30 protein-coding genes and 1 tRNA gene are annotated in these 26,857 nt (G+C 63.0%); 7 read left to right on the forward strand and 24 right to left on the reverse strand.

The features are described from left to right. Positions 1–18 precede the first annotated feature (18 nt). From ACS3WA_RS09050 to ACS3WA_RS09060, 3 genes are all read right to left on the reverse strand, one after another. Positions 19–504, reverse strand: a complete 486-nt coding sequence (locus ACS3WA_RS09050) for a twin-arginine translocation pathway signal (protein ID WP_438278199.1) — start codon at positions 502–504, stop codon at positions 19–21. A 179-nt stretch (positions 505–683) separates the two neighbouring features. After that, on the reverse strand, positions 684–1,940 hold the full coding sequence (locus ACS3WA_RS09055; RefSeq protein ID WP_438278200.1) for an aminopeptidase: 1,257 nt from the start codon (positions 1,938–1,940) through the stop codon (positions 684–686). A gap of 17 nt (positions 1,941–1,957) precedes the next feature. Continuing rightward, positions 1,958–2,046: transfer RNA gene (locus tag ACS3WA_RS09060), tRNA-Leu, on the reverse strand. 232 nt (positions 2,047–2,278) lie between these two features. Between ACS3WA_RS09060 and ACS3WA_RS09065 the strand changes: the two genes are divergently transcribed. Further along, entirely contained in the window at positions 2,279–2,671 is a 393-nt protein-coding gene (locus tag ACS3WA_RS09065; protein WP_438278201.1) for a hypothetical protein, read from the forward strand. 42 nt (positions 2,672–2,713) lie between these two features. Here the strand turns inward: ACS3WA_RS09065 and ACS3WA_RS09070 are convergent, their stop codons facing one another. The 5 genes from ACS3WA_RS09070 to ACS3WA_RS09090 all read right to left on the reverse strand — a co-directional run bounded on the left by ACS3WA_RS09070 (position 2,714) and on the right by ACS3WA_RS09090 (position 5,965). Then, a complete protein-coding gene (locus tag ACS3WA_RS09070; RefSeq protein ID WP_438278202.1) occupies positions 2,714–3,319 on the reverse strand; it encodes a 2-hydroxychromene-2-carboxylate isomerase in 606 nt (201 codons plus the stop codon). Positions 3,320–3,433: 114 nt separating this feature from the next. Then, positions 3,434–4,078 (reverse strand): hypothetical protein, encoded by a 645-nt coding sequence (locus tag ACS3WA_RS09075; protein WP_438278203.1) that lies wholly within the window; start codon positions 4,076–4,078, stop codon positions 3,434–3,436. Positions 4,079–4,132: 54 nt separating this feature from the next. Further along, the gene (gene gpt, locus ACS3WA_RS09080; RefSeq protein WP_438278204.1) at positions 4,133–4,633 is read right to left on the reverse strand and encodes a xanthine phosphoribosyltransferase; all 501 of its coding nucleotides are present in this window, start codon (positions 4,631–4,633) and stop codon (positions 4,133–4,135) included. 130 nt (positions 4,634–4,763) lie between these two features. Beyond that, positions 4,764–5,504, reverse strand: coding sequence for a competence/damage-inducible protein A (locus tag ACS3WA_RS09085; protein WP_438278205.1), 741 nt, complete (start codon positions 5,502–5,504; stop codon positions 4,764–4,766). Between the two features lie 161 nt (positions 5,505–5,665). After that, a complete protein-coding gene (locus tag ACS3WA_RS09090; protein WP_438278206.1) occupies positions 5,666–5,965 on the reverse strand; it encodes an usg protein in 300 nt (99 codons plus the stop codon). A 434-nt stretch (positions 5,966–6,399) separates the two neighbouring features. On the opposite strand from ACS3WA_RS09090, the gene ACS3WA_RS09095 reads away from it, so the two are divergent. Next, on the forward strand, positions 6,400–6,717 hold the full coding sequence (locus ACS3WA_RS09095) for a co-chaperone GroES (protein ID WP_438278207.1): 318 nt from the start codon (positions 6,400–6,402) through the stop codon (positions 6,715–6,717). A 34-nt stretch (positions 6,718–6,751) separates the two neighbouring features. Further along, a complete protein-coding gene (gene groL / locus ACS3WA_RS09100; RefSeq protein WP_438278208.1) occupies positions 6,752–8,389 on the forward strand; it encodes a chaperonin GroEL in 1,638 nt (545 codons plus the stop codon). Between the two features lie 208 nt (positions 8,390–8,597). Here groL and ACS3WA_RS09105 read toward each other — a convergent pair whose 3' ends face one another. The 3 genes from ACS3WA_RS09105 to ACS3WA_RS09115 form a co-directional block, all read right to left on the reverse strand. Further along, positions 8,598–9,185 (reverse strand): DUF4142 domain-containing protein, encoded by a 588-nt coding sequence (locus tag ACS3WA_RS09105; protein WP_438278209.1) that lies wholly within the window; start codon positions 9,183–9,185, stop codon positions 8,598–8,600. Positions 9,186–9,314: 129 nt separating this feature from the next. Then, on the reverse strand, positions 9,315–10,805 hold the full coding sequence (locus tag ACS3WA_RS09110; protein WP_438278210.1) for a glycosyltransferase family 39 protein: 1,491 nt from the start codon (positions 10,803–10,805) through the stop codon (positions 9,315–9,317). 7 nt (positions 10,806–10,812) lie between these two features. Continuing rightward, on the reverse strand, positions 10,813–11,943 hold the full coding sequence (locus ACS3WA_RS09115; RefSeq protein ID WP_438278211.1) for a glycosyltransferase: 1,131 nt from the start codon (positions 11,941–11,943) through the stop codon (positions 10,813–10,815). Between the two features lie 289 nt (positions 11,944–12,232). Between ACS3WA_RS09115 and ACS3WA_RS09120 the strand changes: the two genes are divergently transcribed. The 3 genes from ACS3WA_RS09120 (at position 12,233) to bcsS (ending at position 14,418) form a co-directional block, all read left to right on the forward strand. Next, complete coding sequence (locus ACS3WA_RS09120; protein ID WP_438278212.1) at positions 12,233–13,036, forward strand: DUF72 domain-containing protein; 804 nt, start codon at positions 12,233–12,235, stop codon at positions 13,034–13,036. Positions 13,037–13,050: 14 nt separating this feature from the next. Then, positions 13,051–13,509, forward strand: a complete 459-nt coding sequence (locus ACS3WA_RS09125; protein ID WP_438278213.1) for a DUF488 domain-containing protein — start codon at positions 13,051–13,053, stop codon at positions 13,507–13,509. Between the two features lie 222 nt (positions 13,510–13,731). Beyond that, positions 13,732–14,418 carry a cellulose biosynthesis protein BcsS gene (gene bcsS, locus ACS3WA_RS09130; RefSeq protein ID WP_438278214.1) on the forward strand — a complete coding sequence of 229 codons (687 nt, stop codon included), beginning with the start codon at positions 13,732–13,734 and terminating at the stop codon, positions 14,416–14,418. Between the two features lie 130 nt (positions 14,419–14,548). On the opposite strand, the gene ACS3WA_RS09135 is transcribed toward bcsS, so the two are convergent. The 12 genes from ACS3WA_RS09135 to ACS3WA_RS09190 all read right to left on the reverse strand — a co-directional run bounded on the left by ACS3WA_RS09135 (position 14,549) and on the right by ACS3WA_RS09190 (position 25,117). Beyond that, on the reverse strand, positions 14,549–15,706 hold the full coding sequence (locus ACS3WA_RS09135) for an ABC transporter permease (RefSeq protein WP_438278215.1): 1,158 nt from the start codon (positions 15,704–15,706) through the stop codon (positions 14,549–14,551). Then, complete coding sequence (locus ACS3WA_RS09140; RefSeq protein WP_438278216.1) at positions 15,703–16,647, reverse strand: ATP-binding cassette domain-containing protein; 945 nt, start codon at positions 16,645–16,647, stop codon at positions 15,703–15,705. The genes ACS3WA_RS09135 and ACS3WA_RS09140 overlap by 4 nt, the downstream gene beginning before the upstream one ends. Positions 16,648–16,657: 10 nt before the next feature. Continuing rightward, complete coding sequence (locus tag ACS3WA_RS09145; RefSeq protein WP_438278217.1) at positions 16,658–17,431, reverse strand: HlyD family secretion protein; 774 nt, start codon at positions 17,429–17,431, stop codon at positions 16,658–16,660. After that, positions 17,428–18,150 (reverse strand): TetR/AcrR family transcriptional regulator, encoded by a 723-nt coding sequence (locus tag ACS3WA_RS09150; RefSeq protein WP_438278218.1) that lies wholly within the window; start codon positions 18,148–18,150, stop codon positions 17,428–17,430. Before ACS3WA_RS09150 ends, ACS3WA_RS09145 begins: the two co-directional genes overlap by 4 nt. 202 nt (positions 18,151–18,352) lie before the next feature. Then, a complete protein-coding gene (locus ACS3WA_RS09155; RefSeq protein ID WP_438278219.1) occupies positions 18,353–19,957 on the reverse strand; it encodes an NTP transferase domain-containing protein in 1,605 nt (534 codons plus the stop codon). After that, positions 19,954–20,646, reverse strand: coding sequence for an XdhC family protein (locus tag ACS3WA_RS09160; protein ID WP_438278220.1), 693 nt, complete (start codon positions 20,644–20,646; stop codon positions 19,954–19,956). The genes ACS3WA_RS09155 and ACS3WA_RS09160 overlap by 4 nt, the downstream gene beginning before the upstream one ends. A 7-nt stretch (positions 20,647–20,653) precedes the next feature. Then, on the reverse strand, positions 20,654–20,977 hold the full coding sequence (locus tag ACS3WA_RS09165; RefSeq protein ID WP_438278221.1) for an XdhC family protein: 324 nt from the start codon (positions 20,975–20,977) through the stop codon (positions 20,654–20,656). A 15-nt stretch (positions 20,978–20,992) separates the two neighbouring features. Then, on the reverse strand, positions 20,993–22,195 hold the full coding sequence (locus tag ACS3WA_RS09170) for a vWA domain-containing protein (RefSeq protein ID WP_438278222.1): 1,203 nt from the start codon (positions 22,193–22,195) through the stop codon (positions 20,993–20,995). A gap of 59 nt (positions 22,196–22,254) precedes the next feature. Beyond that, positions 22,255–23,160: an AAA family ATPase gene (locus ACS3WA_RS09175; RefSeq protein ID WP_438278300.1), complete on the reverse strand. Its 906-nt coding sequence runs from the start codon at positions 23,158–23,160 to the stop codon at positions 22,255–22,257. Between the two features lie 39 nt (positions 23,161–23,199). Then, positions 23,200–24,006 (reverse strand): FAD binding domain-containing protein, encoded by an 807-nt coding sequence (locus ACS3WA_RS09180; protein WP_438278223.1) that lies wholly within the window; start codon positions 24,004–24,006, stop codon positions 23,200–23,202. A 44-nt stretch (positions 24,007–24,050) separates the two neighbouring features. Beyond that, on the reverse strand, positions 24,051–24,536 hold the full coding sequence (locus ACS3WA_RS09185; protein ID WP_438278224.1) for a (2Fe-2S)-binding protein: 486 nt from the start codon (positions 24,534–24,536) through the stop codon (positions 24,051–24,053). A 128-nt stretch (positions 24,537–24,664) separates the two neighbouring features. Next, positions 24,665–25,117 (reverse strand): SRPBCC family protein, encoded by a 453-nt coding sequence (locus ACS3WA_RS09190; protein WP_438278225.1) that lies wholly within the window; start codon positions 25,115–25,117, stop codon positions 24,665–24,667. 309 nt (positions 25,118–25,426) lie between these two features. Here ACS3WA_RS09190 and pcaD point away from each other — a divergent pair, with 309 nt between their 5' ends. Further along, entirely contained in the window at positions 25,427–26,209 is a 783-nt protein-coding gene (pcaD, locus tag ACS3WA_RS09195) for a 3-oxoadipate enol-lactonase (RefSeq protein ID WP_438278226.1), read from the forward strand. A 54-nt stretch (positions 26,210–26,263) separates the two neighbouring features. Here pcaD and ACS3WA_RS09200 read toward each other — a convergent pair whose 3' ends face one another. After that, on the reverse strand, positions 26,264–26,794 hold the full coding sequence (locus ACS3WA_RS09200; RefSeq protein WP_438278227.1) for a hypothetical protein: 531 nt from the start codon (positions 26,792–26,794) through the stop codon (positions 26,264–26,266). Positions 26,795–26,857: the final 63 nt, after the last annotated feature.

Below are 26,857 nucleotides of genomic sequence, written 5' to 3' on the forward strand. Positions count from 1 at the left end.
AGGCGGAGCGCAGTGACGTCATTTCCGGTTCGCCGGAGATCCATCGACAGCGCCGCGGGAGCCTCCCGCCTGCGGCGCGCTGCCCGGACTGATCGCCGCGGGGGCCGCCGGTGCGGCCGTCTCATGACATTTGTTCCGTTGCCATTCCTCTTCGGCGAGTTTGGCGGAAGCGCGAGTGGTAATGTAGTCGTTGCGATACGCCACCTCGGCAACGACGGTGCCGGCAGCGCCGGTACGAGCCTTGTCGATCAGCCGCTGCAACTGGGCCGTGCGGGCGGCCAGAGACTTGCGTTGCGCGTCAAGCTGCGCGCAGTCATAGAGCGCGTATTTCGCGGGATCGACGAACGCACCCGACATCGCGCCATCGCCGAGGTCGGCACAACCGCCAAGACCGCTGCCCGCGATCATCAGCGCAATCGCGGCGGTCAGAACGGGATGAGGAAAAGCGTGGCGTGGTTTTCCGCCCACATCCCGCTCGAGGATATTGGAATCGATCACGTTCATGATTTTGGGTCGGCTCGATCCAAAATCATCGTGATCCATCATCCCCGAACAGCGGTCTTTGGCGATGCGATCCGACATGGTCCCCTGAGCCTGTCATCGAATTACGCTGAGCATGATCGAAGCTGCGTAGAGCACCGGCTCGTGACCGCATTGAGGCCATGCGGCCAGGTGCAGGCGGCTTACGCCCACTCCCCTTTACGGAAGACAGGAACGCGGCGGCCGTCACTGGTGATGCCGTCGATATCGGTTTCGCCCGATCCGATCATCCAGTCGATGTGAATGAAGCTCTTGTTGCCGCCCTGCGCCGCAATCTGCTCCGGCGACAGCTTGCCGCCATCGACGAAGCACTTCGAGTAGCACTGGCCGAGCGCGATGTGACAGGCCGCGTTCTCGTCGAACAGGGTGTTGTAGAACAACAGCTCACTCCTGGAGATCGGCGAGGAATGCGGCACCAGCGCCACCTCGCCGAGCCGTCGCGCGCCCTCGTCCGTATCCAGCACCTTGTTCAGCACGTCGGCGCCGCGCGACGCCTTCGCTTCGACGATGCGGCCCTTCTCGAATCGCACCGCGATATCGTCGATCAGCGTGCCCTGATACGACAGCGGCTTGGTGCTGCGCACGTGCCCATCGACGCGCAACGCATGCGGTGTCGTGAACACCTCCTCGGTCGGAATATTCGGATTGCAGATGATGCCGTTTTTCGCCATGGAAGCGCCGCCGACCCATTCATGGCCGTCGGCCAGGCCAACCGTGAGGTCGGTGCCGGGGCCGGAGTAATGCAGGGCATGGAAGCGCTGACCGTTGAGCCAGTCGGTGCGCTGGCGCAAGGCGGCGTTGTGCGCGGTCCAGTTCGCGATCGGATCATCATTGTCGACGCGCGAGGCGGAAAAAATGGCGTCGGCAAGTTTCGCCACCGCTTCGCTCTCGCCATCGTCGGGGAACATCAATTTCGCCCACGCCGCGCCGGGATAAGCGACGATGTTCCAGTTGACGTCGAAGCCGACGATTTTCTCGAGCGCCGGCTGATAGGCCATGGAATTCGCCTTGTTGGCGCGCGCGACTTTCGCGGCATCCTCACCAGACAGCAGCATCGGATTGTCGCCGACCACGGCGAGCCGCGCGGTGTTCGCGCCAAACGCCTTCGCCATGCCCTCATAGAGCCAGCCGGCGGCCCGATCGAAACTCTCATCCGGTCCGAACCTGTAGCGCGACAGCGTGATCTCCTCATCGGAAAAGAACGGCGTCACCAGTCCCGCGCCGACCTTATAGGCATGTTCGGCAATCCGCCGCACCAGCGGCAGCGCGGCGGCGGGCGCGGTAATCAGGAGGTCCTGCCCTCTTGCGAGCTGCAGGCCGACCTTGACCGCGACTTCGGCCAGACGGTCCAGCTTCACCGGATCGATCGGCGTGACAATATTGCGCTGGTGCTGGGTCATTGAACTTATCCTGGAAGTGGTGCGGGCAGCCGGACTCGAACCGGCACAGCTCGTGCGAGCCGAGGGATTTTAAGTCCCTTGCGTCTACCGATTCCGCCATGCCCGCGCGCTTTTCTTTTCAAACACTTAGAGCCGAAATGCAATGGCCGCCCTGCAAAACATTCCCCGCGTTTTGCAAATCGCGTTCATCTCCCGTTCTTCGGAGATAGCGCGGGGAGCGCGCGGCCGCTTTTCTGCCGGAGGTCTGCCGGATAGACGAAGCAGGCGGTTGATGCCGCCTGTCGCATTGACGATTGTCGAAGTATTTTCGTGGCTGGTTTGAGATGCAGGAGACGACGATGCCCTCGAGCGAGGATGTGGACGCGCTGATCGAGAGGTTGCGGCAGGACGCCGAAATGCTCAGTGACGGCTACCAGCGCAACCTCACCGAACTCTGGCACGGTGTCGTGGTGAAGGATGCGGCGAAGGCTTGCGCGGCGGCCGCCGACCTCATCGAGTCGCAATCCAGGGCGCTGAGCGACGCCGCGGCGGAATGGGATGCTCTGGATCAATCCCACCGTTCAATCGGCGAGCAACTCGGCCGCGAAGGCAGGCGTCGCATTGCTGCTGAGACCAGGCTGAAGGAAGCCGAGAAGATGATCGAGCTGATCGCGGCGATGCGAACGGACGACGCCAAACATGCGGAACTGATTGCGCGCGCTCGCGCGTTTCTCAGTCCAAGAAGGGGGTAAGGACGCGCGTTCGCAGAACGTCCGTGCGCGAACGTGCGAGCATCATGCCGCCTTCTTTCGTTGCAGCACTTCGCGGATCAGCGGCAGGCGGTCGTTGCCGAAATACATATCGGTCTTGTTCAGGAAGATCGTCGGCGACCCGAACGCGCCGCGCGCGATCGCCTCGTCGGTATTTGCCTTAAGCTCGTTCTTGATGCCTTCATCGCCGATGCCGGTCAGAAGTTTCTCCGGATCGATCTCGAGCGATTTGCAAATCTCGGCGAGCACCGGCTCGCGCGAGATGTCCTTGTCGTCGCGCCAATAGGCTTCGAACACCGCCTTCGCGAACGGAACCATCGCATCGTTACCGAGCCAGAGACAGCCGCGCATGGCCTTGACGCTGTTCACCGGAAACACCGTCGGCGGCATCTTGATCGTGAGACCCGCGAGCCGCGCCCAATCGGCGAGATCCTTGTACATGTAACGGACTTTCGCCGGCACCGGATGTTCCCGCGAAGCATAAACGCTCGGATTGACGGAATTGAATATCCCTCCCACCAGCATCGGCCGCCACGAGATCTTTTCGCCGAACTCTTTCGCCAGCGGCTGGATGTTGTGAAAGGCGAGATAGGTCCAGGGACTGGAGCAATCGAAAAAGAATTCGATCATAGCGAGCTTCCTCTGTTTCGTGTGATCGGATTGGCCCGGTCGTCCATGTCCTGTCAACTGTTGCTCCCGACAAACCTGGATGGCAACACAAACCCGGCATACAGCGGCGGAATCTCACATATCTTTCTTCTGTTGTGGAACCGAGCTCGCCACACTCTCGTGCAGCGTCGCGCGATAACCGGCCTGCAACGCTCGCATCGTGGATGGCGGCGTGATCAGCCGCGCATCGGCGAGCGGCAAACTAACCTCGCGATAACCGTCGAAGGTCCACAGCAATGGTCGTGTGTCTGCTATCAGATAGCTCTCGCCGCCTGCCTGCACCATCGCGCCGTCGGGCAATTCGTTGAGCGGTATCGGCAGCAGGTGCAGCCGCTTCGCGCGGCCATCAAGCCGTTCCTTATGAAGCACCGAGTCGATCTTGGGCGCGCGCGCATTGCCGAGCCCATTGCCGCGCTCACACGCCAGACGAAATGCGTCGGCATTCGCGCGACGGCAATAATAGCACGGACGATGTCCTGCCGCGAGCGCGGTCGCTTCGTCGAGAAAGAACAGTTCGGTCCAGCTCCGCGTCGCCATAACGTCGCGGCGACGGCCACGAAACTCGCAGACGCAGATGATCCAGGCCTTCGTGGTCCAGCGACGCTTCAAAAGCGTCCGCGTCGCCGGATCGTGAATGATCCCACGATTGCCAGTGAAGGTGCCGCGCTGAGGCACGGCGACGATATCGCCTGTCGGCGTGACGCGATTTTGCAGGGGCACCGGTCGACCTTGCCCTTGGGCTTTGCCTATTCCAACATGCTGGATGCACTCCAATCACGCCGCGCCGTCGCGCAGCGGCGGAGCAAAGGCGAGGCCGAGATCCCACGGAAAGTAAATCCAGGTATCCTGCGAGACCTCGGTGATGAACGTATCGACCAGCGGCTTGCCGAGCGGCTTGGCGTAGACGGCGGCAAAATGCGCATCCGGAATCATGGCGCGCACCATCCGCGCCGTCGCTCCGGTATCGACGAGGTCGTCTACAATCAGGAGTCCCTTCCCGGTGCCGCCGCCGAGCTGCGCGGTCGCATCGGAAATGCCCTTCAGCACCGTCAGCTTGCTTTGCTTGGTGTGATCATAGCTCGCGATACAAACCGTATCGATGACGCGGACGCCGAGTTCGCGCGCCACGATCGCCGCGGGCACCAGTCCGCCGCGGGTAATCGCGACCACCGCATGAAATGGTCCGGTCTCGTTGAGTCGCCAGGTCAGCGCCCGGCAGTCGCGGTGGAACTGATCCCAGGACACCGGAAAAGCCTTGTCGGGAGTCTGGATCACATGAGTCCTTGTCGTCGTTCCGGAACACAAGCGCATTTGCGCGAGTGAACTCATAATCCTGTTTCAATCATATTCAAATTCCGAAGCTGCGCGTGAGAACGCGCATCCGGAATACAGGGACAAGGATAGTCTACTGCCCCACTTTGAGTCCCGCCAGCATCGCGTTCACCGCATCCATCGCCGCCGTCAGCTTGGCCTGATCGCGCGAGCGTACCACAAGGCTCGTGTTCGGCCGGCCGTTCTCGTCGAGGAACGGGTAGCTACCGATGGTGGTGTCCGGATGCGCCTCGGCGATGGCGCGCAGTGGCGTGCCAATGTCGCCTTCGCGGCAATTGCCGCGCACCGATTCCGACAGCATCCGCTCGCCAGCCTGCAGCGTCGGCGCGACGATATCCATCATCGCCTGCATGATCGAAGGCACTCCAGCCATGACGATGACGTTGCCGATCCTGAAACCGGGCGCGAGAATGGTCGCGCTCTGAATAAGCTCGGCGCCTTCGGGAATGCGCGCCATGCGCAACCGCGCCTCGTTCAATTCACCCGGATTCCTGTAGCGCTCCTTGAACCGCGCCACCACCTCGGGGTGATAATCGACGCTGACGCCAAACGCCTTCCCGACGCTGTCGGCGGTGATGTCATCATGCGTGGGGCCGATGCCGCCGGTGGTGAAAACATAGGTGTACCGGCCGCGAAGCGCGTTCAGCGCCGCGACGATATCGGCTTCATCATCGGCGACGACGCGAGCTTCCTTGAGGTCGATTCCGATATTCGTCAGGTATTCGGCGATGAAGCCGATGTTCTTGTCCTTGGTCCGCCCGGACAGGATTTCATCGCCGATCACCAGAACGCCCGCGGTGATGATGTCACCCATGACCTCTCCTTGACGTCAGCAGCGATCATGACATGACGCGCGGCCGCTCCAGCGTCAAGACGGCGAACATGGCTCCTCTATTGCACGGAAATATGCGACGCTTCCAGCGATGCGCGTCTCATCGCGTCACCGCTGACGACGCCACGTCACGGCGGCACCGCTCAATGCAGGCGGAACACGCCATCCACCGCGCGCAGTTCTGCAGGCTTGATCAGTCTCGAATGGGCGACCGTCACTGACACCAGCGGTCCTTCGAGTTGCCTCTCCCAAAAGGCGAGGAAATCGCACAGTGCCGGGAATTTCGGAAACAGGTCGTAGTTTTGCCAGACGTAGCTTTGCAGCAGCCACCGCCGGTCCGGCCGGCGGTACAGGATTTCCGCCGTGGTCAATCCGTAACCCGCCACCTGCTTGCGGAAGTCGTCTGAAACTCCGCGGGATTGCACTTCACCTTTCGAGACCATGCCCAATCTCCCTTGGAGGGAGGCAGCGCTATCGACAAAAAATGGCGACCGTCTTTTTCAATAACGCTCCAGCCCCTCGATGAACCCGCCCTCCGGGACTGGCGCTGTGGCCGCCAGCCCCAAGGAGGGCCCATAAACAAATGTGACTCACGAGATGCCAATCACAAGCCTAAAAATTCAATAGATTGCTAATAAACTCAGTGCTGGCAGCGTCTTACTGCGTCTGCTAACAGTATTGCGGGCCGGGCACCGAGATTGACCCGACCGGACAGGGCAATCGCCTTCTTTGAGTCTCTAAAAAATCTGTCTTCTGCCCTTGCCCGGGTCTTCCCGACGGCTTATGTCCTGTCCGGTCGCTTTGGCACTCGTTGGCCGCGACTGCCAAAAATTCAGAAATATCATCTATCTTCATAAACTTAACTTAGGAGGACTGCATGAAATTCCGTCCGCTTCACGACCGCGTCGTGGTCAAACGCATCGACGCCGAAGAGAAGACCGCTGGCGGCATCATCATTCCGGATACGGCTAAAGAGAAGCCCTCGCAGGGTGAAGTCCTGGCCGTCGGCCCCGGGGGCCGTGACGAGACCGGCAAGCTGATCCCGATCGATCTCAAGGTCGGCGACAGGGTGCTGTTCGGCAAGTGGTCGGGCACCGAGGTCAAGATCGACGGCCAGGACCTCCTCATCATGAAGGAGTCCGACATCATGGGCGTTCTCACCGACGCCGCTCCCGCCAAGAAGAAGGCCGCCTGAGCGCCATCAGCAAGATCCAAAGGAAAATCCAAACATGTCAGCCAAAGATGTCAAATTCGGCGTCGAAGCCCGCGACAGGATGCTGCGCGGCGTCGACATCCTCGCCAACGCCGTGAAGGTCACGCTCGGTCCGAAGGGCCGCAACGTCGTGCTCGACAAGTCGTTCGGCGCACCCCGCATCACCAAGGACGGCGTCACCGTCGCCAAGGAGATCGAGCTTGACGACAAGTTCGAGAACATGGGCGCGCAGATGGTGCGCGAAGTCGCCTCCAAGTCCGCAGATGCTGCCGGCGACGGCACCACCACCGCTACCGTTCTGGCGGCAGCGATCGTGAAGGAAGGCGCCAAGTCGGTCGCCGCCGGCATGAACCCGATGGACTTGAAGCGCGGCATCGACCTCGCCGTCGAAGCCGTGGTCGCCGATCTCGTCAGGAACTCCAAGAAGGTCACCTCGAACGAGGAAATCGCCCAGGTCGGCACCATCTCCGCCAACGGCGATTCCGAAATCGGCAAGTTCCTCGCCAACGCCATGAAGAGGGTCGGCAACGAGGGCGTCATCACTGTTGAAGAAGCCAAGTCGCTCGAAACCGAACTCGACGTCGTCGAGGGCATGCAGTTCGACCGCGGCTATATCTCGCCCTACTTCGTCACCAACGCCGAAAAGATGCGCGTCGAGATGGACGACGCCTACATCCTGATCAACGAGAAGAAGCTCTCCTCGCTGAACGAGCTGCTGCCGCTGCTGGAAGCCGTTGTGCAGACCGGCAAGCCGCTGGTGATCGTCGCGGAAGACGTGGAAGGCGAAGCGCTTGCGACTCTGGTGGTCAACCGCCTGCGCGGCGGCCTCAAGGTCGCGGCCGTCAAGGCGCCCGGCTTCGGCGATCGCCGCAAGGCCATGCTGCAGGACATCGCCATCCTGACCGGCGGCCAGGCGATCAGCGAAGACCTCGGCATCAAGCTCGAGAACGTCACGCTGCAGATGCTCGGCCGCGCCAAGAAGGTGATGATCGACAAGGAGAACACCACCATCGTCAACGGCGCCGGCAAGAAGGCCGACATCGAGGCGCGCGTGGCGCAGATCAAGGCGCAGATCGAGGAGACCACCTCGGACTACGACCGCGAGAAGCTGCAGGAGCGTCTGGCCAAGCTCGCCGGCGGCGTCGCGGTGATCCGCGTCGGCGGCGCGACCGAGGTCGAGGTGAAGGAGCGCAAGGATCGCGTGGACGACGCGATGCATGCGACCCGCGCCGCGGTCGAGGAAGGCATCGTACCGGGCGGCGGCGTCGCCCTGCTGCGCGCCTCCGAGCAGCTCAAGCGTATCAAGACCCAGAACGACGACCAGAAGACCGGCGTCGAGATCGTGCGCAAGGCGCTGTCGGCGCCGGCCCGCCAGATCGCGATCAACGCAGGCGAGGACGGCAGCGTCATCGTCGGCAAGATCCTCGAGAAGGAGCAGTATTCCTACGGCTTCGACTCGCAGACCGGCGAATATGGCAACCTGATCTCCAAGGGCATCATCGACCCGACCAAGGTCGTGCGCACCGCGATCCAGAACGCCGCTTCGGTCGCCTCGCTCCTGATCACCACCGAAGCGATGGTCGCGGAGTTGCCGAAGAAGAACAGCCCTGCCCCGGCGATGCCGGGCGGCGGCATGGGCGGCATGGATTTCTGACGCACAGCGTCAGAAATCGCCGCCCCTGAACCAAAAATGCTGAAAGCCGGACAAGCCCGGCTTTCAGTGGCAGCATGGTTTCTGATCCACGCTTCTCGGTCGGTTACATGCAAAAGGCCCGGTCCATGCCGGGCCTTTTTTTTGGCTCAAAACCGGCCACCTGCGCGCTCAACGCTGCGCATCACGCCGGACCGCTGACGCGATGCCGTTACTTGGCCATGCCGTTCGAAGGCCTCGTCGATCTGCCGACTGTAGCAGAGCCACGGTGTTCGTCCATCTGCTGCGCCATCGAGAGGTGATGCTTGAGCGTCGGCAGGGTTTGGCCAGCCCAGTTCTTCAGCTTGGCATTGTCGCCGCTCGTGGCATAGCGATCGAACAGCGACACTGCATCTTCATGAGCACTCACCTGCATCGGATCGTAAATTCCGGCGAAGTCCTGAGATGACGCAGCCCTCAGCTTGTCAAGCTTGCCTTGCGCGGAACTGTCGAGCATCGTCGGCAACTCCGCCTTCACCTCGCCGTCCTTCACCATGCCCTTGAGATCGTTCGAGGTCTTGGTGTGATCTGTGATCATCTGTTCGGCGAACTTCTTTTCCTCGTTGTTACCTTTCTGCTGCGCGATTCTTGCCGCCTCGATTTCCAGCATGTCACTGGTGGCAGCCTGCTTAACAAAGTCGGCCGTGGACGGCGCAACACCGAGCGCGGAGTTGACGCCGGTTTTCTCGCCGAGAGACTGGGCATATGCGGCCCCGGTCAATGCGGTAGCTGCCGCAAGGGCGATCAGAATTTTTTTCATGGCTTGAATCCTTGTATCGGGAGGACGTTCGACCGCGGAACAGCACCCGTCCCGCGGATCATCCGGCGACAACGGCTCGCGTGCGGCGTGGTTCCTGGCCCGGCGCGGGAACCTTTGCCGCAGCGGACGCTAATCGAGTTCCGCCGGCAATGGCTCCAGCACGTTGCCCTTGGGGTCCGCCACTACGTCGATCTCGAATGTTTCGACCGTCAGCGGGCCACGCTTGCGTTCGAGCGTTGCGACCTTATCGATGTGATTGAAATACTGCGCGAGGCGTGGCCAGTTGTCCGATCCGTCATCGACATAAAGCAACCTGCCCGTGAGTTGGTCCGCGTCCGGCGGCGGCGCGTTGATCCAGCGGATGCGCTCGAAGTGCTGCGCGACGCATGTGCCCTTCGGCAGATAGAACCGAAGCCAGCTCGTCACGCCATACCCTTGAGCGAGCACGCAGCGCGCGCCGGCTTTGACGCGCAACGCCTCGATCTCGGCGGCAAGCTCGCGCCAGCCGACGCCGACGCTGCGCACGGAGGCGTCGCGCCGATAGCGGGAGAGAACGCCGGTGTTCACCTGCACCACCAGCGCCACCAGCATCGCAACGCCCACCGGCACCGCGCAGCGCCGGCAGAGATCGGCGAAACGCCGCCCGCGCTGCTGCCAGCGCGTGATATCGGACGCCACCGCCGCCGCGATCGCCAGCGCCGGGTAGACGGGTGCGAACCAGTTGGCCTCGACACGGCCGTGCAGAGAGTGCCAGACGAAATAAAGCACGAGCGTCCACACCGTCGCGCTGACCAGCACTCGCGCGGCTCGCGTACCCTCCTCCCGCTTCCACAAGGCAAACAATCCCATCGCGGCGAGAGCGAATACCGGCGGCGTCGCGAAAACGATCTGCGTCGGGATCAGCTCGACGACATAGCGAAGGGTGAACTGGTCAACGCGCGCGCGGCCGAACTGCTTGGCGAAGGATGCCCAGTGATGATCGGCGTTCCACATGATAACCGGCGAAAAGATCGCGAGCGCGACCAGTCCGCCGAGATATGGCCACGGCGAGCGCAGCCAGCGCCGCAGTTCAGGCACGACGAGCAGCCAGATCAGGATCACCGGACCGAAGAACAGCGCGGTGTATTTTGACAGCAGCGCCACCCCCACAGCCGCGCCCACCGCGAGCCACCACGCGCCGCGTCCGCTCACAAGCAATTTGGCGAGACCCAGCAGCACGAAACTCGACGCCGCCATCAGCGGTGCGTCCGGCGTCACGATCACGGTGCCGGCCGCGACCATCAGCGTGACGTTAAGAAGAACGGTCGCCGATGCGGCCGCGCGCGCGTTGTCGAACAGCAGCACAGTCGCGCGATAGACCGCGAAGCTCATCGGCAGCGCCAGCAGGATCGACACGAGCCGAACGCCGAACTCGGTATCGCCGGCGAGCATGGTGCCAAGGCGGATCACGACCGCCACCAGCGGCGGATGATCGTAATAGCCGCCGGCCAGATGCTTCGACCACGTCCAGTAATAGGCTTCGTCGAACGTGAGCGGCGTCAGCGCCGCGCAAACGAGTCTCAACCATACCAGCGCAAGGACCGTGACAACAACGGCGCGGACGGTCCGCGTCTCGGTCATCGCCGTGCTATCGTCTGCGCCAGACGAACAGGCTGGACACCGCGTAATTCCAGACCACGCCCATCAGCGCGCCGGCAGCGCCCGCCAGCCACCAGATCGGCTCCTGATCGTAGACCGAGAATGCGACGCCGACATTGGCGAGCAGGCCGACGCTGCACACCAGGTAGAAAACAAGAAGCCCGCGCAGGATCCCGAACCCTTTCAGGCGCTGGTCGCGATAGGTCAGGAAATTGTTGAGCAGGAAATTGCTGGTCATCGCCAGGACCGCGCCAAAGGCCTGCGAATGCGGGAACGGCCATCGCAACGCGTCAAGCGCAACGAGCAGGCCGACGAAATGCACGACGACGCCGACCGATCCGACCAGTGCGAACAACAGGAACCGTAACGACACCGCGTCGCGCGTCAGCTTCGCCAGCACGAGGCCGAGGAAGTCCAGTGCGACCATCGAATCCAGCTTGCTTTCTCCGTGCATCCGCGAACCGAAGGTGAAAGGAATTTCCGTGATGCGCAGTTGACCGTGCGCAGTGGCGATCACGTCGAGCAGGATCTTGAATCCCTGGATCGAAAGCTCAGGCGCAAGCTGTTCGAAGCGGTCGCGGCGGATCATGAAAAAGCCGCTCATGGGGTCGGCGACCTCGACGCGCAGCAGCTTTCTTGCAACCGAGGTTGCGAGCATGCTGAATCCGGCGCGCTGCCTGTCGAAGCTGTCGGCACTGCCACCTTCAATGTAACGGCTGCCGACGACGAGGTCGGCGACGCCGTCTTCCAGAAGCGCGAGCATCTTCGGCAACCGGGTTTCATCGTGCTGAAGATCGGCATCCATTACCGCAGCGCACGGCGCACTCGAAGCCAGAATGCCCTCGATGCAGGCGCCCGACAGGCCGCGCCTCCCGATCCGCCTGATGCAGCGTACGCGCGGATCGCTCGCGGCCAGTTTCCGCAGTACCGCGGAGGTGCCGTCGGGCGAATTGTCATCGACATAGATGACTTCCCACGCAATTCCCGCCAGCGCGGTGGACAGCTTGCGGTACAGCGCGACGACGTTGTCGCGCTCGTTGAAGGTCGGCACGACGACGGAAAGCCGGGGCGTCATGCTGGCTGTCAGGTCGACCGGATCCGGTCTGATGGCTTCATTCATGGCGCCAGCATATATCCGTGGCGGCCGCGGATGCCAAGGCGACGGGAATCAAGGCGACCGGCGTCAGGACAGCCGAATCAGCGCTGTCTCGACATCTTCCAAAAGCCGAAAATGTATGGAAATCAGGCTGAACGCCAATAACCGGAACAACAACGACCACGAACAACAGGGCGCGCGTACATCCGGCGCAGCCGAGTTATCCCGTGGTCGTTCCGGCGATGGAGCGGGCTTCGACATCGCCGTTGGTACTGAGATAGGTACGGCCGTAACATTCGCAAGGGGATGTCAGATGGCAGGCAAGGCAGGCAGGATCTACATCGGCATCGGCGGCTGGACCTTCGCGCCGTGGCGCGGCGTTTTCTATCCGGACAAGCTGGCGCAGGCGAAAGAGCTCGCCTACGCCGCCTCGAAACTCACCTCGATCGAGATCAACGGCACGTATTACGGGTCGCAGAAGCCGGAAAGCTTTCGCAAATGGGCGCGCGAGGTGCCCGACGGCTTTGTGTTCTCGCTCAAAGGGCCGCGCTTCGCCACCAATCGGCGCGTACTGGCCGAGGCCGGCGATTCGGTGAAACGTTTTTATGATTCCGGCGTGCTGGAACTGGGCGACCGTCTTGGACCGGTGCTGTGGCAGTTCGCCCCGACCAAGACGTTCGACGAAGCCGATTTCGGCAAGTTCCTGGAGCTGTTGCCGCGAAAGCTGGAAGGGCGCGCGCTGCGGCATGTGGTCGAAGTCCGCCACGACAGCTTTTGCACGCCGGCGTTCATCGCGCTGCTGCGGCAATTCGAAGTTCCCGTGGTTTTCGCCGAGCACGGCAAATATCCGGCGATCGCCGACGTCGTTGCGGATTTCATCTATGCCCGCCTGCAGAAGGGAAGCGACGACATCGAGACCTGTTATCCATTCAAACAACTCGACGCCTGGGCCGAGCGGTTTCGGACCTGGGCCGCGGGCGGCGAGCCGGACGACCTGCCCCGCATCGACACTGCCAGGCCGAAGAAAACGCCGCGCGACGTCTTCGCCTATGTGATCCATGAAGGCAAGGTACGCGCACCCTCAGGCGCCATGGAGCTGATCGAACGCGTCAGGTGACGGGAGAATACGACATGACGGCGGAGAGCCGGCTCTTCACCATTGGCTATGAGCAGATGCCAGCAAGCGCCGTGCTGGACGAACTGGAACGGGCCGGCGTCAGGCTGCTGGTCGATGTCCGCGCCGTGACATCGTCGCGCCGTCCCGGCCTTTCAAAGAACCAGCTCGCCACGAACCTCCACAGCCGCGGCATCACCTATCGGCACCTGCGCGGACTTGGGACGCCGAAGCAGGGCCGGCTGGCCCGGCGGCGCGGCAAGTTCGACGTGCTGCATGACATCTACACAGCACATCTGAAGACACCGCAGGCGCGCGAGGAACTGGACGAACTCTCAGCGCTCGTTAAGCAAGCCGGGCCGGTCTGCATTCTCTGCTATGAGCGCGATCATCAGCATTGCCACCGCCGCTGGATCGCCGAGGTCATCACCGAGCGCACGGGTGCCAGGGTCGAGAACCTGGTGGCCCGTTTCTAGCATTTCGCATCTAAAACCAAAACCTGGAGCCGCGTCTGATTCCATCAGAAGTAGGCTCTGGCCATGTGGAAGTTCGCTCATTGTTCCCTTACGCGCCCTCGCAGCCGCCTGCTATCAGTAGTTGTACGGATGGGCATTCGGGCTTCGGGGGGCTCAGTGCGTTGGGAAAAGCGCGCAATAGCTTTGGCCGCCGCGCTGGCCTGCACGGTGACGGATGGGCCATTGGCCCAGCCTGCAGCCGGTCCGCCGTTGGCCGATACGCTCGTCGGCGGCTCTAAACCCGAACGTTTCCTGTTTTTCAGCGGTGTCGATCTCTGGCGCAACGGCCAGGCCGGCTATGCAGGGATGCTGCTGGCGCCGCAAGGCGGCCTGAATAACGACGGCTTCCTCGTCCGCCTGTTCATGTCCGACGATTTCGAGCGCTACGATACGCCGGCGCAGCGCTTCACCACCAACATCTTCCGCGCGTCGGTCCTGCCGGGATGGCGCGTCAAGCGCGGCAATGTCGAGATCAAGATATTCGCCGGACCGGCCGTCGAAAGCCATGCCTTGAAGCCCGACATCCCGACCGACAAGCTGCGCGGCAGCCACTTCGGCGCTCGCATCGCGACCGAGTTATGGTGGGAGCCCATGCCCGCGATAATGGTGGCGGCGGCCGCCTCGGCCACGACGATCGGATCGGGATACAGCGCTCGCGCGGCGGCGGGCTGGCGCCTGCTCGATCGATTCTGGATCGGGCCTGAAATCTCCGCATCCGCCGACGAGTATTCCACCCAGTACCGGATCGGCGCGCACCTCACGGGTTTCAAGACCGGACCGGCGGAATGGTCGGTCGGCGCCGGCTTCCTTGAGGACAGCTTCGACCGAAGCGGCGTTTACGGCCGGATCGGCGTTCTGCTCCGCCGGTGAAGCTCCGAAAACGCCGTCCCGCGCCTCCTCCAGAGTCTGTTTCAACTGCGTTGAATCAGACTCGTCACTTATCTTTTTGATTGAGCATGATCCTTCCCGAAAACCGGTTTCCACTTTTCGGGATCATGCTCTAATCCAGCGTGCGGCGGAATCGCGTCACCGCGATCACCATGGCCACCAGCATCAGCGCCAGCAATGCGAGCGTGTCGTACTGCAGGTTTTGCAGCGTGGCGCCCTTCAGCATGATGGCGCGGACGATCCGGATATAATGCGTCAGCGGCAGGGCTTCACCGATGTACTGCGCCCAGACCGGCATGCCGGCGAACGGAAACATGAAGCCGGACAGCAGGATGCTCGGCAGGAAGAACATCATCGACATCTGCATCGCCTGGAGCTGGTTCTGCACGATGGTCGAGAACGTGTATCCAACGGCAAGATTGGTCGTGATGAACAGCGTCGACAGCAAGGCCAGCAGCGTCAGGCTTCCCTCGATGGGAACGCCGAACAGCAGCGCCCCGATGCCGATGATCAACGCCGCCTGGATGAATCCCACCAGCACGTAGGGCAGGATCTTGCCGATCATCACCTCGACCGGTGTGATCGGCATCGACAGCAGGCTTTCCATGGTGCCCCGCTCGATCTCGCGCGTGACCGACAAGGCCGTGAAGATCAGCATGGTCATGGTGAGGATGGTGCCGACAAGCCCGGGCACGATGTTCAGCCGCGAGGACGCCGCGGGATTGTAACGCGCATGCGCACGGATTTCGAATGGCGGATCGGGTGGATTGCCGATGAACAGATCGTGCGCGAGCGCGGTCTGCACGATCGGGCCGAGCGCACCCAGCGCGGAGCCGGCGGCGACGGGATCGGTGGCATCGGCGGCAACGAGCAACGCCGGACGGTCACCACGCCGCACGCCGCGCTCAAAGCCGCGCGGAATCTCGACCCCGAACAGCACCTTGCCCGACTTCAGCAGATTGTCGAAGGTATCGACGTCATGCACCTCCTGCGTGAAGCGGAAATAAGACGTGTTCTCCAGCGCCTTTAGAATCGAGCGCGCGAGATCGCTATCCTCCTGAATCAGGACCGCGGTGGGCAGATGGCGCGGCGTGGTGTTGATGGCATAGCCGAACAGCAGAAGCTGCATCACCGGAATCATCACGATCATCGCGAACGAGACGCGATCACGCCGAAGCTGGATGAACTCTTTCACCAGCATCGCGTAGCTGCGCCGCCAGAAACCGAACGGCATCTCCCTTTCAGCGGAATGGTCGTCCGTGGCGCTCATTGAAAATTGTCCCTGGAGCGACTCATGAGTTCGATGAACACGTCTTCCAGCGACGGCTCGCTCTGCTGCCAATGCAGATCGCCACGCCCGCGATACGGCGCGATCGTGGCTTCGAGCGCGGCCTTGTCGCGGCCGGAAACATGCAGGCTGGTGCCGAACGGCGCGGCCATGTCGATGCCCGGCTTGCCTGCGAGTTCGGCCGACAACTCGTTGATGTCGCCGCCCGAGACCGTATAGGTGGTCAGCGCCGACCTTGCGATGACCTCTTCCACCGTCCCATGCACAAGCAGGTGGCCGTAGGCGATGTAGGCGATCTCGTGACAGCGTTCGGCCTCGTCCATGTAGTGCGTCGAGACCAGTACCGTCAGGCCATCCGCGGCCAGCGCATGTATCTCGTTCCAGAACTCGCGTCGCGCCTTGGGATCGACGCCGGCGGTGGGCTCGTCGAGCAAAAGCAGTTGGGGATTCGGCAGCGTGCAGGCCCCGAGCGCGAGGCGCTGCTTCCAGCCACCGGACAATTCGCCCGCGAGCTGCTCCTCGCGGCCATTGAGACCGAGCCGTTTGATCATGGCCATCGCCGCGCGCGGCGCATCACGCATGCCATAGAGCCGTGCGACGAACTCCAGGTTCTCGCGCACCGACAGGTCCTGATACAGGCTGAAGCGCTGGGTCATGTAGCCGACCCGGCGCTTGATCTTGTCCGCGTCGCGGCGGATGTCATAGCCGAGGCAGGTGCCCTCGCCGCTATCCGGCGTCAGCAGTCCGCAAAGCATGCGGATGGTGGTGGTCTTGCCCGAACCATTGGGACCAAGGAAGCCGTAGATCATTCCGCGCTTCACTTGCATGGACAGATCGTGCACGACCTCGCGACCCTTGAACGACTTCGACAGGCCGGAAACCTCGATCGCGATGTCGGATGCTTTCATGGCTGCCTGGCTCATGGCGCAACCCTCAGTTTGTCGCGGCGTCGAGATGAACGCTGACCGGCTGGCCGACGCGGAGACTGTCCGGCCTGCTGGGCCGCGCCTGAATCAGGAACACCAGCTTGTTGCGCTCATCGAGACTGTAGATCACCGGCGGCGTGTATTCGGCCTGGGTGGCGACGAAATAAATCTTTGCCGTCAGGTCGGGCGCACAGTTGTCGCAGGTGATGCGGACCTCCTGCCCGATCTTGAGTTTCGGCAAATCGGGTTCCGGCACAAAAAACCGGATCTTCATGTTGCCCGGCGGCATGATCGACAGCACCGGCCGTTGCGCCGGCACCATCTCGCCTTCACGAAAATAGATTTGCTGGATAGTCCCTGCGACCGGCGCAAAACCCCTGCGGCGCGCCAGCCGCGTTTCCGAAGTGTTGACCCGCGCTTCGGCGACACGCAGCGCCGAAACGGCGGAGTCCAATGTCGCCTGCGTGCCCGCCCCGGTTTTCCTCAGCGAGGCCGCGCGGTCATAAGTCTGCTGCGCATTCGCCAGCGTCGCCTTGTTCTGATTGTGATCGGCCTGCTGCAGGTCGTCGTCGACCGAATAGAGTAGGTCGCCGACCTCGACAGCGTCGCCTTCGCGCACATTCAGTCTGGTGACGCGGCCGCTCTCGTCGGGGCTGACAAAAATCATGTCGGCCTCGACCCAGCCCTGATAACCCGGCGGCGACTTCGGACCACAGCCGGCAACGAGAACCGTCAACGCCAACACGGCGCCGGCACGCACGATGAAGCGCAGCGGGGTCATGACACTCTCCGTTCGCCAAAGATCAGATCGAGATGGACCTTCAGCATCGCCACGGCATCGAGCGGCGCATACCGGCCGAACAGGCCCTGCCACATCACGGCGACAAGGGCGGGCGCAACGACGATCTGGGGAAATTCGGCAAGGCGCTCATTGTTGATCTCTCCGCGTGCGATACCGCTCTCGATCAGTTTGCGCATGGCCGCGAGGCCGCGCGAAACGACCTCACGAAAGTAGAAATCGGCGAGCGACGGAAAGCGGGCGCCCTCCGCGACGATCAGGCGAACGATATCGCCGCGCTTGGTCTCGGCGATCTCGCGCACGAAAGCCTCGGCGAAGCGTTCCAGGATTTCGCGCACCGATCCACCGGCGGCGGGCGCGGCCGCAAGGTTTCCAATCAGCGGCACGAGCGCCGTTCTCACCAGTTCCTGGAACAGCGCCTCCTTGTCCTTGAAGTGCAGATAGATCGTGCCTTTGGCGACTCCGGCGCGCCTGGCGACGTCGTCCAGGCGGGTGGCCGCGAAACCGCGCGCGGTGAATTCATCGAGGCCCGCCGCGATGATCGCCTCCCGCCGCTGCGCCGCGCGCGCCGCACGGTTCGGAGGCTTGGCGGCCCTGCCAGTCTGCGCGGACGCCGCACCACTCGCCGTGCCTGCACCTGTCCGAGTTTTGACAGAGCTTGCAGTTGCGATTTTTCGTGGTTTTGCTTTTGCAGCTTTCATGGGTACAAATATGACTGACTAGTCAGTCATATTCAAGATGGGGCGTTTTACACGAGCGGTCAATCCGCCGTGATGGCAATTATCTCCCTGTATCGTCGAGTGAATTTCAGGCGCGGCCCTGCAGCGTCCTGCCTGAATATCTCCTCGGGATCTGGCGGAAATCGCAGGCTTACCGCGGCATGGGCTGCTTCGGGAGGCGCGATCAGCCGCGCTGCATCGCCGCCAACGCCTGCGGCGTGTCGATGTCGAGGAACGCGCCTTGATCTTCGACCACGACTTCCGCCACGACCTCCGTGTGCTGCGCGATCAGGTTGCGCGCCCCGATATCGCCCTCGAGCGACATCAGTTCTCCGAAGAACCGCCGCGACCACAGCACCGGATTGCCGCGGCTGCCATCGCTGACGGGGACCGCGATCAGCATGCCGCGATCCGGCGCGAAGGCCGCGATCAGCCGATCGAGAAGACGGGCGTCGATCAGCGGCATGTCACCGAGGCAGATTAAGGCGCCGCCCGCCTCTTTCGGAACCACGCCGATGCCGGCCTTGAGCGAACTGGCCAACCCCGTGGGGAAATCCGGATTGTACACGAACGTCACGTTCAGCCCGCGCAGCGCGCGCTCGACTTCCGCGGCCTGATGGCCGGTGACGACAGTCACGCTTGATACTTTCGACGCCAGCACCTGCTCCGCCACGACGCGAACCAGCGGCTTGCCGTGCAGTTCCGCCAGCAGCTTGTTATGACCGCCCATGCGGGTCGAACGCCCGGCCGCGAGGATCACCGCCGCGATATTGTTGTTGCTGTCGGCCCCCGGCGAGAGACGCGGTTGCGGCCGCGTCACGATCTCCATCAGCAGGCCGCCCACCCCCATCCCGGTCAGGTCGCGTCGCGCGACCTTCAATCCGGCGAGCAGGCGCATCAGCACCCAATCAAAGCCGTTTTCAACGGGAGAACGAGCACAGCCCGGCGCGCCCAGAACCGGCACGCCGCGCGCCTTTCCGATCAGAAGCAGGTTACCGGGATCGACCGGCATGCCGAAGTGCTCGATCACGCCGCCGGCGGCGGTGAGAGCCGCGGGAATGACATCGCGGCGATCGGCGATTGCGGATGCGCCGAACACGATGACCAGTTCAGCGCCGAGATCGAGCATGTCCTTGATCGCAGCCGACAACACGGCCTGATCGTGCGGCACCCGCCGCTCGGCGATCATCGTCGCGCCGGTGGGCGCAAGACGGTCGGCGGTCACGCGCAATGTCTTGTCGATCACCTTCGGCGCCAGGCCGGGAAGGATGGTGGAAACGACACCGACCCGTTTGATGCGGTAAGGCGCGACGCGCAAGACGTCCCGGCGCGCGGCCGCCACCGCCGCGTCGCGCAGTTCCGCCTGAACACCGAACGGAATCAGCTTGACGGTGGCGATCATCTCGCCCTGAACCACCGGCTTGTAGGCCGGAAGCGTTGCAAACGTGATGGCTTCGTCGACATTGTTGATACGGTTGACCGCCGCGCGATCGATCACCAGCACGCCAGCCCGCGCCGCGAACAGGTTGGCGCGGCCGGTGAAGGCTCGCTCGACCGTGACGCCCTCGCCGGCGACGGCCTTGGCGACATCCGACGCCGCTTCGTCCTCCGACACATCGCCGTCCTCGAGACGGACGACGACCACCTCCTTCACGCCCGCCCTGTTCAGAGCCTCGACCTCCACGGGTCCGATGGTGGTGCCCTTCTTGAGCACGAAGGCGCCCTGACGCAGGGTGTGAACGGTGACGCCGCCGATCGCATCGTCCGGGGCAGCAGGACCAAATTTCATGCCGCGCTCGCTTTCGGCAGCCGTAGCTGCGCCGTGATTTCCGCCATGATGGCCACTGCGATCTCGGAGGGCGAAATGGCCCCTATCTCCAGCCCGATCGGCGCATGGATGCGCGCGATGCCGGCGTCGGTAGCGCCCTGCGCTTTCAGGCGGTCGGCGCGCCTTTCGTGGGTTTTCGGCGAGCCCAGCGCACCGATGTAAAAGCAATCGCGCTCAAGAGCGTGAAGCAGCGCCGGATCGTCGATTTTGGGGTCGTGGGTGACCGCAGCAAAGGCAGTATAGTGATCGATATCGAGCGGCGGAAGCGCGACGTCCGGCCATTCGGCGATCAGCGGCACGTCCGGAAACCGCTCAGGACTTGCAAATGCCGTGCGCGGATCGACCACCGTGACCTCGTAGCCGAGCGACCGCGCGAGAGGCGCCAGCGCCTGGCTGATGTGGACCGCCCCGACGATCACAAGCCTCGCCGTCGGCGCATAGACATTCAGGAACAGCTTTCGGCCGCCGATTTCGACCGTTCCGCTCTTGCCCATGCGCAGGTGTCTGTCCAGCTCCGCATGGAGAGGATCGCCGGCGAGATCGGCCGCCTTGACGATACGCTGCTCGCCGTTGGCGATATCGGTCACCACGATCACCGGCCGCCGCGCGGCCCGCTCCCTGTTGATCTCTGCGAGCGTGGCGAGTTTCATTTTACGCTCAGCCGACTTTCTCGACGAACACACGGATGGTGCCGCCGCAGGACAGTCCGACCTTCCACGCCGTGTCGTCAGCAACGCCGAACTCCAGCATCCTGGGCGTGCCGCTTGAGATCACGTCCAGCGCCTCGGTCACCACGGCGCCTTCGACGCAGCCGCCGGAGACCGAGCCAAGAAACGTGCCGTCATCGTTGACGACGAGGCTCGAACCGGCGGGACGCGGGGCCGATCCCCAGGTTTCGACCACCGTCGCGAGCGCGACGCCGTGACCGGCTTTCCGCCAGTCCTCGGCCGCCTTCAGGATATCCTCGTCGCGATCGAGCATGGCGGATTACTCTAGTCAGGCTGCGGGGCGGAAAAGATCGCGGCGACGCGGTACCGGCGCCGGGGATAGCGCGGCCATCAGCCCCTTGATAGACGACAAATTATGCACCGGACGAAATTCGTCAACGTGCGGCAGCATCAATTTAATTCCTTGCGCCTTCGGTTCAAAGCCATCATAGCGCAATAGAGGGTTGAGCCACATCAGCCGGCGGCAGGAACGGTGCAGCCGGTCCATCTCGAACGCCAGTCTGGAGTCGGCCTCACGCTCCAGCCCGTCGGTGATCAACAGCACGATCGCGCCCTGCGCCAGCACGCGCCGGCCCCACAGCTTGTTGAAATTATGCAGCGAGGTCGCGATCCGCGTTCCGCCGGCCCAGTCCTCGACCGCGGACGAGCAGGCGGCCAGCGCCTCGTCCGGGTCGCGCGTCCGCAGCGCGCGGGTCACGTTGGTCAGCCGCGTCCCGAACAGAAAGACCGAGACGCGCTTGCGCGCATCAGTGATGGCATGAAGGAAATGCAGGAACAGTCGGGTATATTCGCTCATGGAGCCCGATATATCGAGGAGCGCCACGATCGGAGCCGGCTTGTCGACGAGGCCAAGGCGATGGATATCGACGATATCGCCACCGGTGCGCAGGCTGCCGCGCAGCGTCCGGCGCAGATCGAGCCGCAGCCCGCGGTGATCGGGCCGGGTGCGCCGGGTGCGAAGCTCGGCCTGCGGCAGCCTCATCTTCGCGATGACCTGCGTGACTTCGGCGATCTCGGCCGCGCTCATCTGGGCAAAGTCTTTTTTCTGCAGCACCTCGCTGTCGGAGACCGAGAGCCGGACCTCCCGCTCATCCGACACCTCGTTTTCGCCGGCGGTCGCCGGCTGCGCCAGCGCCTCATGAACGCGCCGCGCGGCCGGCGGCGGTGACTTTTTTGCCTGAACAGGCAGCGGGACCGAATCCAGCATGCTCTTCCATTCCTCCGCAACGCGAAAGAACAGATCGAAGACCTGGGCAAAGATCAGCGCGTGATCACGGCGCGTCACAAAAACCGATTCAAGCGTGGTGAAGACATCCGCGCGCTTTCCGATCTCGATCAGGCGCAAGGCGTTCAGCGCGTCGATCACGGCGCCCGGCCCGACCGGAAGGCCTGCGGCGCGCAGCGTGCGCGCAAAGCCGACGACGTTGTCCGCGATCTGTCCGGCTGGCGGATCGAGATGATTGAGAGCCATACCCTGTACCCTGGTTGTCATTCCGGGGCGCGCGACTTAGCGAACCCGGACATGACGCCCTACTCGCTGTTTGCTTCCTTCAATACCTTCCGCAAGGTATCGCCCTGCATACGGCCGATATCGTCCTGATATTTCAGAAGTGCGCCAACGGTGTCGCCGATAACCTGCGGCGTCAACGAACGCGCGTCGAGTTCGGTCAGCGCCGTCGCCCAGTCGATGGTCTCGGCAACGCCCGGATTCTTGTAGAGATCCTGATTGCGCAGCGCCTGCACGAAATCGACCACCTGCTGCGACAGCTTCGCCGAAATGCCCGGCACCCGCGATTTGACGATCGCGAGTTCCCGCTCGGCCGAGGGATAATCGATCCAGTGATAGAGGCACCGCCGCTTCAATGCGTCGTGAATCTCGCGGGTCCGGTTTGACGTCACGATGACGATGGGCGGCGTCGACGCCTTGACGGTGCCGAATTCGGGGATCGTCACCTGGAAGTCGCTGAGGATTTCCAGAAGATAGGCTTCGAAAGCTTCGTCGGCGCGATCAAGCTCGTCGATCAGCAGCACCGGCGGGCCGGCGACATCCGGCTCCAGCGCCTGAAGCAGCGGCCGTTTGATCAGATACCGCTCGGCAAAGATGTCACTGGACAACTGCTCGCGATCGGTGTCGCCGGCTGCTTCCGCCAGCCGGATTGCAATCATTTGCGCGGCGCTGTTCCACTCGTAGAGGGCAGATGCGATATCGAGACCCTCGTAGCATTGCAGCCGGATCAGCCTGCGTCCCAGTGCGGTGGACAGCACTTTCGCGATCTCGGTCTTGCCGACGCCGGCCTCGCCTTCGAGAAACAGCGGCCGACCCATGCGCAGCGAAAGAAACACGACCGTCGCCAGGGAACGCTCGGCGAAATAGTGATGCTTCGCCAGCATATCGAGCGTCGCGTCGACGGACGGTGGCAATGCTGATGTCGTCATCATGATGAAACCTGACGAGATACGGCAAGCATGCGCATGTCATGCCCTGCCATTCGCAGCATCGACGGCGCGCCGCGCAAGCACTCCGATGAGATGCGCGCGATAGTCCGCGCTGCCGTGCAGGTCGCTGTTGAGGCCCGTGGCCGGCATCGACAACCCTTCGAGAGCCTTCGACTTGAAGCTCTTCTTCAAAGCTTCCTCGAACGACGTTACGCGGAACACACCGTCTTCGCCGGCACCTGTGACCGCGACGCGCACATCCGACGGACGCCGGGCGACAAACACGCCGACCAGCGCATAGCGCGAGGCCTGATTGCGGAATTTCTGATAGGCCGCCTTCTTCGGCAGCGGAAACATCACGCGGGTGATGATCTCGTCGCTCTCCAGCGCCGTGGAAAACATCCCCTGGAAAAACTCCTCCGCCTTGAGGCGGCGCTTGTTGGTGACGATGGTGGCGCCAAGCGCCAGACAAGCCGCCGGATAATCGGCGGTCGGATCGTTGTTGGCGAGCGAGCCGCCGATGGTGCCCTTGTGGCGCACGGCCGGATCGCCGATCAGCCCGGCGAGTTCGGCCAGCGCCGGGATTGCCTCGCCCACGACCGGCGAGCCCGCGACGTCGGCGTGCTTTGCGGTCGCGCCGATCACGAGCGAGCGTCCCTTCATCTCGATGCCGTCGAGGCCTTCGATGTGGGAGAGATCGATCAGATGCGCCGGGTTGGCGAGCCGCTGCTTCATGACCGGCAGCAGCGTGTGGCCGCCGGCGATCAGCTTGGCGTCTTCGTTCCTGACCAACAGGTTGGCGGCCTGCCGCACCGTCGCCGGTCGATGATATTTGAATTCGTACATGGCTCAGGTTTCCGGCTTCATCGCGCCGTGTCGTGACGCCGGGCTCATGCAGGATCCGATTTCGCCATCGCCATGGCTCCGGCTGCAATCGATTTGACGATGTTCTGATAGCCGGTGCAGCGGCAGAGATTGCCCTCCAGTTCGTCGCGAATGGTTTGATCGTCGAGTTCGTAGCCCTTGCGATTGACCATATCGATCGCGGTCATGATCATGCCGGGGGTGCAGAAGCCGCATTGCAAACCATGATGCTCGCGAAAGGCTGCCTGCATCGGATGCAACGGCGCGCCGTCCGCGGCGAGGCCCTCGATGGTCGTGACCTCGTGCCCGTCCGCCATTACCGCCAGCATGGTGCAGGACTTCACGGCCTTGCCATCAAGATGGACGATACAGGCGCCACATTGCGAGGTGTCGCACCCGACATGAGTGCCGGTCAGGCGCAGGTTTTCGCGCAGGAACTGCACCAGCAGCGTGCGGGGATCGATATTGGCGGCCGTCGGCTTGCCATTCACGATCAGCGAAATCTTGGCCATCGGCGCTCTCTTGGAATCCAGTGCCGCACATCCGAACAATCGTTTGCAAGGCCGCGTATGATATGGGCCATCCCGGTAATGAGCAACCTCGCGGACGTGCGGCAGGACGGCCATGACAGCGCTAACCGTTAGGCCTGCTCCTGAACAGCTTTGACGAAGTTCGCGAAAAATTCGTCGGCGAGCTTCTTGGCCGTACCGCCGATCAGCCGTTGCCCCAGTTGCGCCAGTTTGCCGCCGGTCTGCGCTTCCACATCGTATTTGAGCAGGGTGCCGCCGTCCTGATCGATCAGCACCACCGTCGCATCCCCCTTGGCAAAACCGGCGACGCCGCCCTCTCCTTCGCCCGAAATCCTGTACCCGTTCGGCGGGTCGAGATCGCTGAGCGTCACCTTGCCCCTGAAGCGGGCGGATACCGGGCCGACCTTCATTTTGACGACGGCCTGAAATTCGTTCGCGTCGATCCTGGTCAATTCCTCGCAGCCCGGAATGCAGGCTTTCAAAACCTCGGGATCGTTGAGTCTCGCCCAGACCGCTTCGCGGGACGCCGGAAGCTGGACTTCGCCGTTCATCGTCATCGCCATGCGTTGCCTCTCGATCGTCTGCCGCTCCGCTCGACGGCGGTGATCCTTTCAGGTAGGCGACGGCGCACGCAAAAGAAAGACCCGATGGCCGCAAGGCGCGGTGCGCCATGCCTTGTGAGGCACGATCTCTGCGACGTCCTGACCAACGATGCGCGCGCGTCACAGCGCGTTTAAGTCTGAGGATTCCAGGGGTGGAATTGCCGGACTTGACCCGGCAATCCATCATCTTCTGAAATATCTTTGGAAGATTGATGGATACGCGGGTCAAGCCCGCGTATGACGTCTGAACGTTTGGACGGAGAATACCCGATGCCCATGATCGATGCCGACGGCTGCCTGCTGAACGTCTCCGTCGAGGGGCGCGACGGCGGCCCGACCCTGATGCTGTCACACGCGCTCGGCTGCACGATGCAGATGTGGGAGCCGCAGATCGCACCATTATCGAAACTGTTCCGCATCGTCCGCTATGACCGGCGCGGCCATGGCAAATCCGGCGTGCCGCCTGGCCCTTATTCGATGGAGCGGTTCGGCCGTGACGTGCTGGCGATTCTGGACGATCTCAACATCGCGAAGACGCACTGGTGCGGATTGTCCATGGGCGGCATGGTCGGGCAATGGCTTGGAGCCAACGCGCCGGAGCGTTTCGACCGCATCGTTCTCGCCAATGCCGGTTGCTATTATCCGGATCCGGCCAACTGGCACGCCCGCATCAAGGCAGTCAGGGACGGCGGCCTCAAAGCGATCGCCGACACCGTGATCAGCGGCTGGCTGACCGCGGATTTTCGCGAACGCGAACCGCAGACCGCGGCGAAGATAAAAGCCATGCTGAGCGCGTCACCGCCGGAAGGCTACATCGCCTGCTGCGAGACGCTGAGCACGCTCGACCAGCGCGCGCTGCTGCCGCGGATCAAGAGCCCGACGCTCGTCATCGCCGGCCGGCACGACAAGTCGACGCCAATTGCAGGGGCTGAATATATCCGCAGCCAGATTCCCGAGGCCAGCATGACCATCCTCGACGCCGCGCACATCTCCAATGTCGAACAATCGCACGCCTTCACGGAGGCCGTGGCCGGCTTCCTGATGCAACGGTAACCGCGTCCCGGGCGCGCTGCGGCGTTCTATGCCGCCTCGCCGCGACGCGACCGCTCAGGAACCGGGATTGCCTAAAGGGCGGATTTCCGGCTGCGGCGGCCATGGCCGCATCGGCGCCGAAGCGCGCTGGAACGGCGGCTCGATCGCCATCAGGATCGCACCGCCGACCAGCAACAGCAGTTCGGTCGCGTGCAGGCGCAGCGCCGCCATCTCGCCGACCCGTGACGCCATCACCATGCTGCCGAATGTGATGAGGCTGCCGATACCGAGCGCCAGCGCCAGCGCCTCGTCGCAGCCGCCGGATTTCCGGACCGAGGCCCGCATCGTCATCAGCAGGAACACCGCGAAGAACGCGACCACGGTGATCTTGCCAAGCGCGAGAAGCCAGGCCATCCGCACCATGCTGACCGTCGCGAAATTCATATGGTCGCTGAGAAAGAGCGCCACCGAGACGTTCGGAAGGGCATAGAGCCCCTGTACCGGCGATACCACGATGTTGAACGCCACCACGGTCCATGCCGGAATGAAATAGAGCGCCAGCAATGCACCGTTGACCGTGCTGATCCGCCAGGAATTCGTCGCCATGCCGCCATCCCGCTTCTGTATGGCCGCCGTTATCTGGCGCGGCCTTGGCGAGGTAACGCCCGT

Source organism: Nitrobacter sp. (genome assembly GCF_051535235.1).
In the GTDB taxonomy this organism is placed as follows: Bacteria; Pseudomonadota; Alphaproteobacteria; order Rhizobiales; family Xanthobacteraceae; genus Nitrobacter.

Coding starts and splice junctions, on each gene's coding strand:
- ACS3WA_RS09050 (WP_438278199.1), bottom strand. CDS start 504: ATGAACGTGATCGATTCCAATATCCTCGAGCGGGATGTGGGCGGAAAA.
- ACS3WA_RS09055 (WP_438278200.1), bottom strand. CDS start 1,940: ATGACCCAGCACCAGCGCAATATTGTCACGCCGATCGATCCGGTGAAG.
- ACS3WA_RS09065 (WP_438278201.1), top strand. CDS start 2,279: ATGCCCTCGAGCGAGGATGTGGACGCGCTGATCGAGAGGTTGCGGCAG.
- ACS3WA_RS09070 (WP_438278202.1), bottom strand. CDS start 3,319: ATGATCGAATTCTTTTTCGATTGCTCCAGTCCCTGGACCTATCTCGCC.
- ACS3WA_RS09085 (WP_438278205.1), bottom strand. CDS start 5,504: ATGGGTGACATCATCACCGCGGGCGTTCTGGTGATCGGCGATGAAATC.
- ACS3WA_RS09090 (WP_438278206.1), bottom strand. CDS start 5,965: ATGGTCTCGAAAGGTGAAGTGCAATCCCGCGGAGTTTCAGACGACTTC.
- ACS3WA_RS09095 (WP_438278207.1), top strand. CDS start 6,400: ATGAAATTCCGTCCGCTTCACGACCGCGTCGTGGTCAAACGCATCGAC.
- groL (WP_438278208.1), top strand. CDS start 6,752: ATGTCAGCCAAAGATGTCAAATTCGGCGTCGAAGCCCGCGACAGGATG.
- ACS3WA_RS09105 (WP_438278209.1), bottom strand. CDS start 9,185: ATGAAAAAAATTCTGATCGCCCTTGCGGCAGCTACCGCATTGACCGGG.
- ACS3WA_RS09110 (WP_438278210.1), bottom strand. CDS start 10,805: ATGACCGAGACGCGGACCGTCCGCGCCGTTGTTGTCACGGTCCTTGCG.
- ACS3WA_RS09115 (WP_438278211.1), bottom strand. CDS start 11,943: ATGAATGAAGCCATCAGACCGGATCCGGTCGACCTGACAGCCAGCATG.
- ACS3WA_RS09120 (WP_438278212.1), top strand. CDS start 12,233: ATGGCAGGCAAGGCAGGCAGGATCTACATCGGCATCGGCGGCTGGACC.
- ACS3WA_RS09125 (WP_438278213.1), top strand. CDS start 13,051: ATGACGGCGGAGAGCCGGCTCTTCACCATTGGCTATGAGCAGATGCCA.
- ACS3WA_RS09135 (WP_438278215.1), bottom strand. CDS start 15,706: ATGAGCGCCACGGACGACCATTCCGCTGAAAGGGAGATGCCGTTCGGT.
- ACS3WA_RS09140 (WP_438278216.1), bottom strand. CDS start 16,647: ATGAGCCAGGCAGCCATGAAAGCATCCGACATCGCGATCGAGGTTTCC.
- ACS3WA_RS09145 (WP_438278217.1), bottom strand. CDS start 17,431: ATGACCCCGCTGCGCTTCATCGTGCGTGCCGGCGCCGTGTTGGCGTTG.
- ACS3WA_RS09150 (WP_438278218.1), bottom strand. CDS start 18,150: ATGAAAGCTGCAAAAGCAAAACCACGAAAAATCGCAACTGCAAGCTCT.
- ACS3WA_RS09155 (WP_438278219.1), bottom strand. CDS start 19,957: ATGAAATTTGGTCCTGCTGCCCCGGACGATGCGATCGGCGGCGTCACC.
- ACS3WA_RS09160 (WP_438278220.1), bottom strand. CDS start 20,646: ATGAAACTCGCCACGCTCGCAGAGATCAACAGGGAGCGGGCCGCGCGG.
- ACS3WA_RS09165 (WP_438278221.1), bottom strand. CDS start 20,977: ATGCTCGATCGCGACGAGGATATCCTGAAGGCGGCCGAGGACTGGCGG.
- ACS3WA_RS09170 (WP_438278222.1), bottom strand. CDS start 22,195: ATGGCTCTCAATCATCTCGATCCGCCAGCCGGACAGATCGCGGACAAC.
- ACS3WA_RS09175 (WP_438278300.1), bottom strand. CDS start 23,160: ATGACGACATCAGCATTGCCACCGTCCGTCGACGCGACGCTCGATATG.
- ACS3WA_RS09180 (WP_438278223.1), bottom strand. CDS start 24,006: ATGTACGAATTCAAATATCATCGACCGGCGACGGTGCGGCAGGCCGCC.
- ACS3WA_RS09185 (WP_438278224.1), bottom strand. CDS start 24,536: ATGGCCAAGATTTCGCTGATCGTGAATGGCAAGCCGACGGCCGCCAAT.
- ACS3WA_RS09190 (WP_438278225.1), bottom strand. CDS start 25,117: ATGGCGATGACGATGAACGGCGAAGTCCAGCTTCCGGCGTCCCGCGAA.
- pcaD (WP_438278226.1), top strand. CDS start 25,427: ATGCCCATGATCGATGCCGACGGCTGCCTGCTGAACGTCTCCGTCGAG.
- ACS3WA_RS09200 (WP_438278227.1), bottom strand. CDS start 26,794: ATGGCGACGAATTCCTGGCGGATCAGCACGGTCAACGGTGCATTGCTG.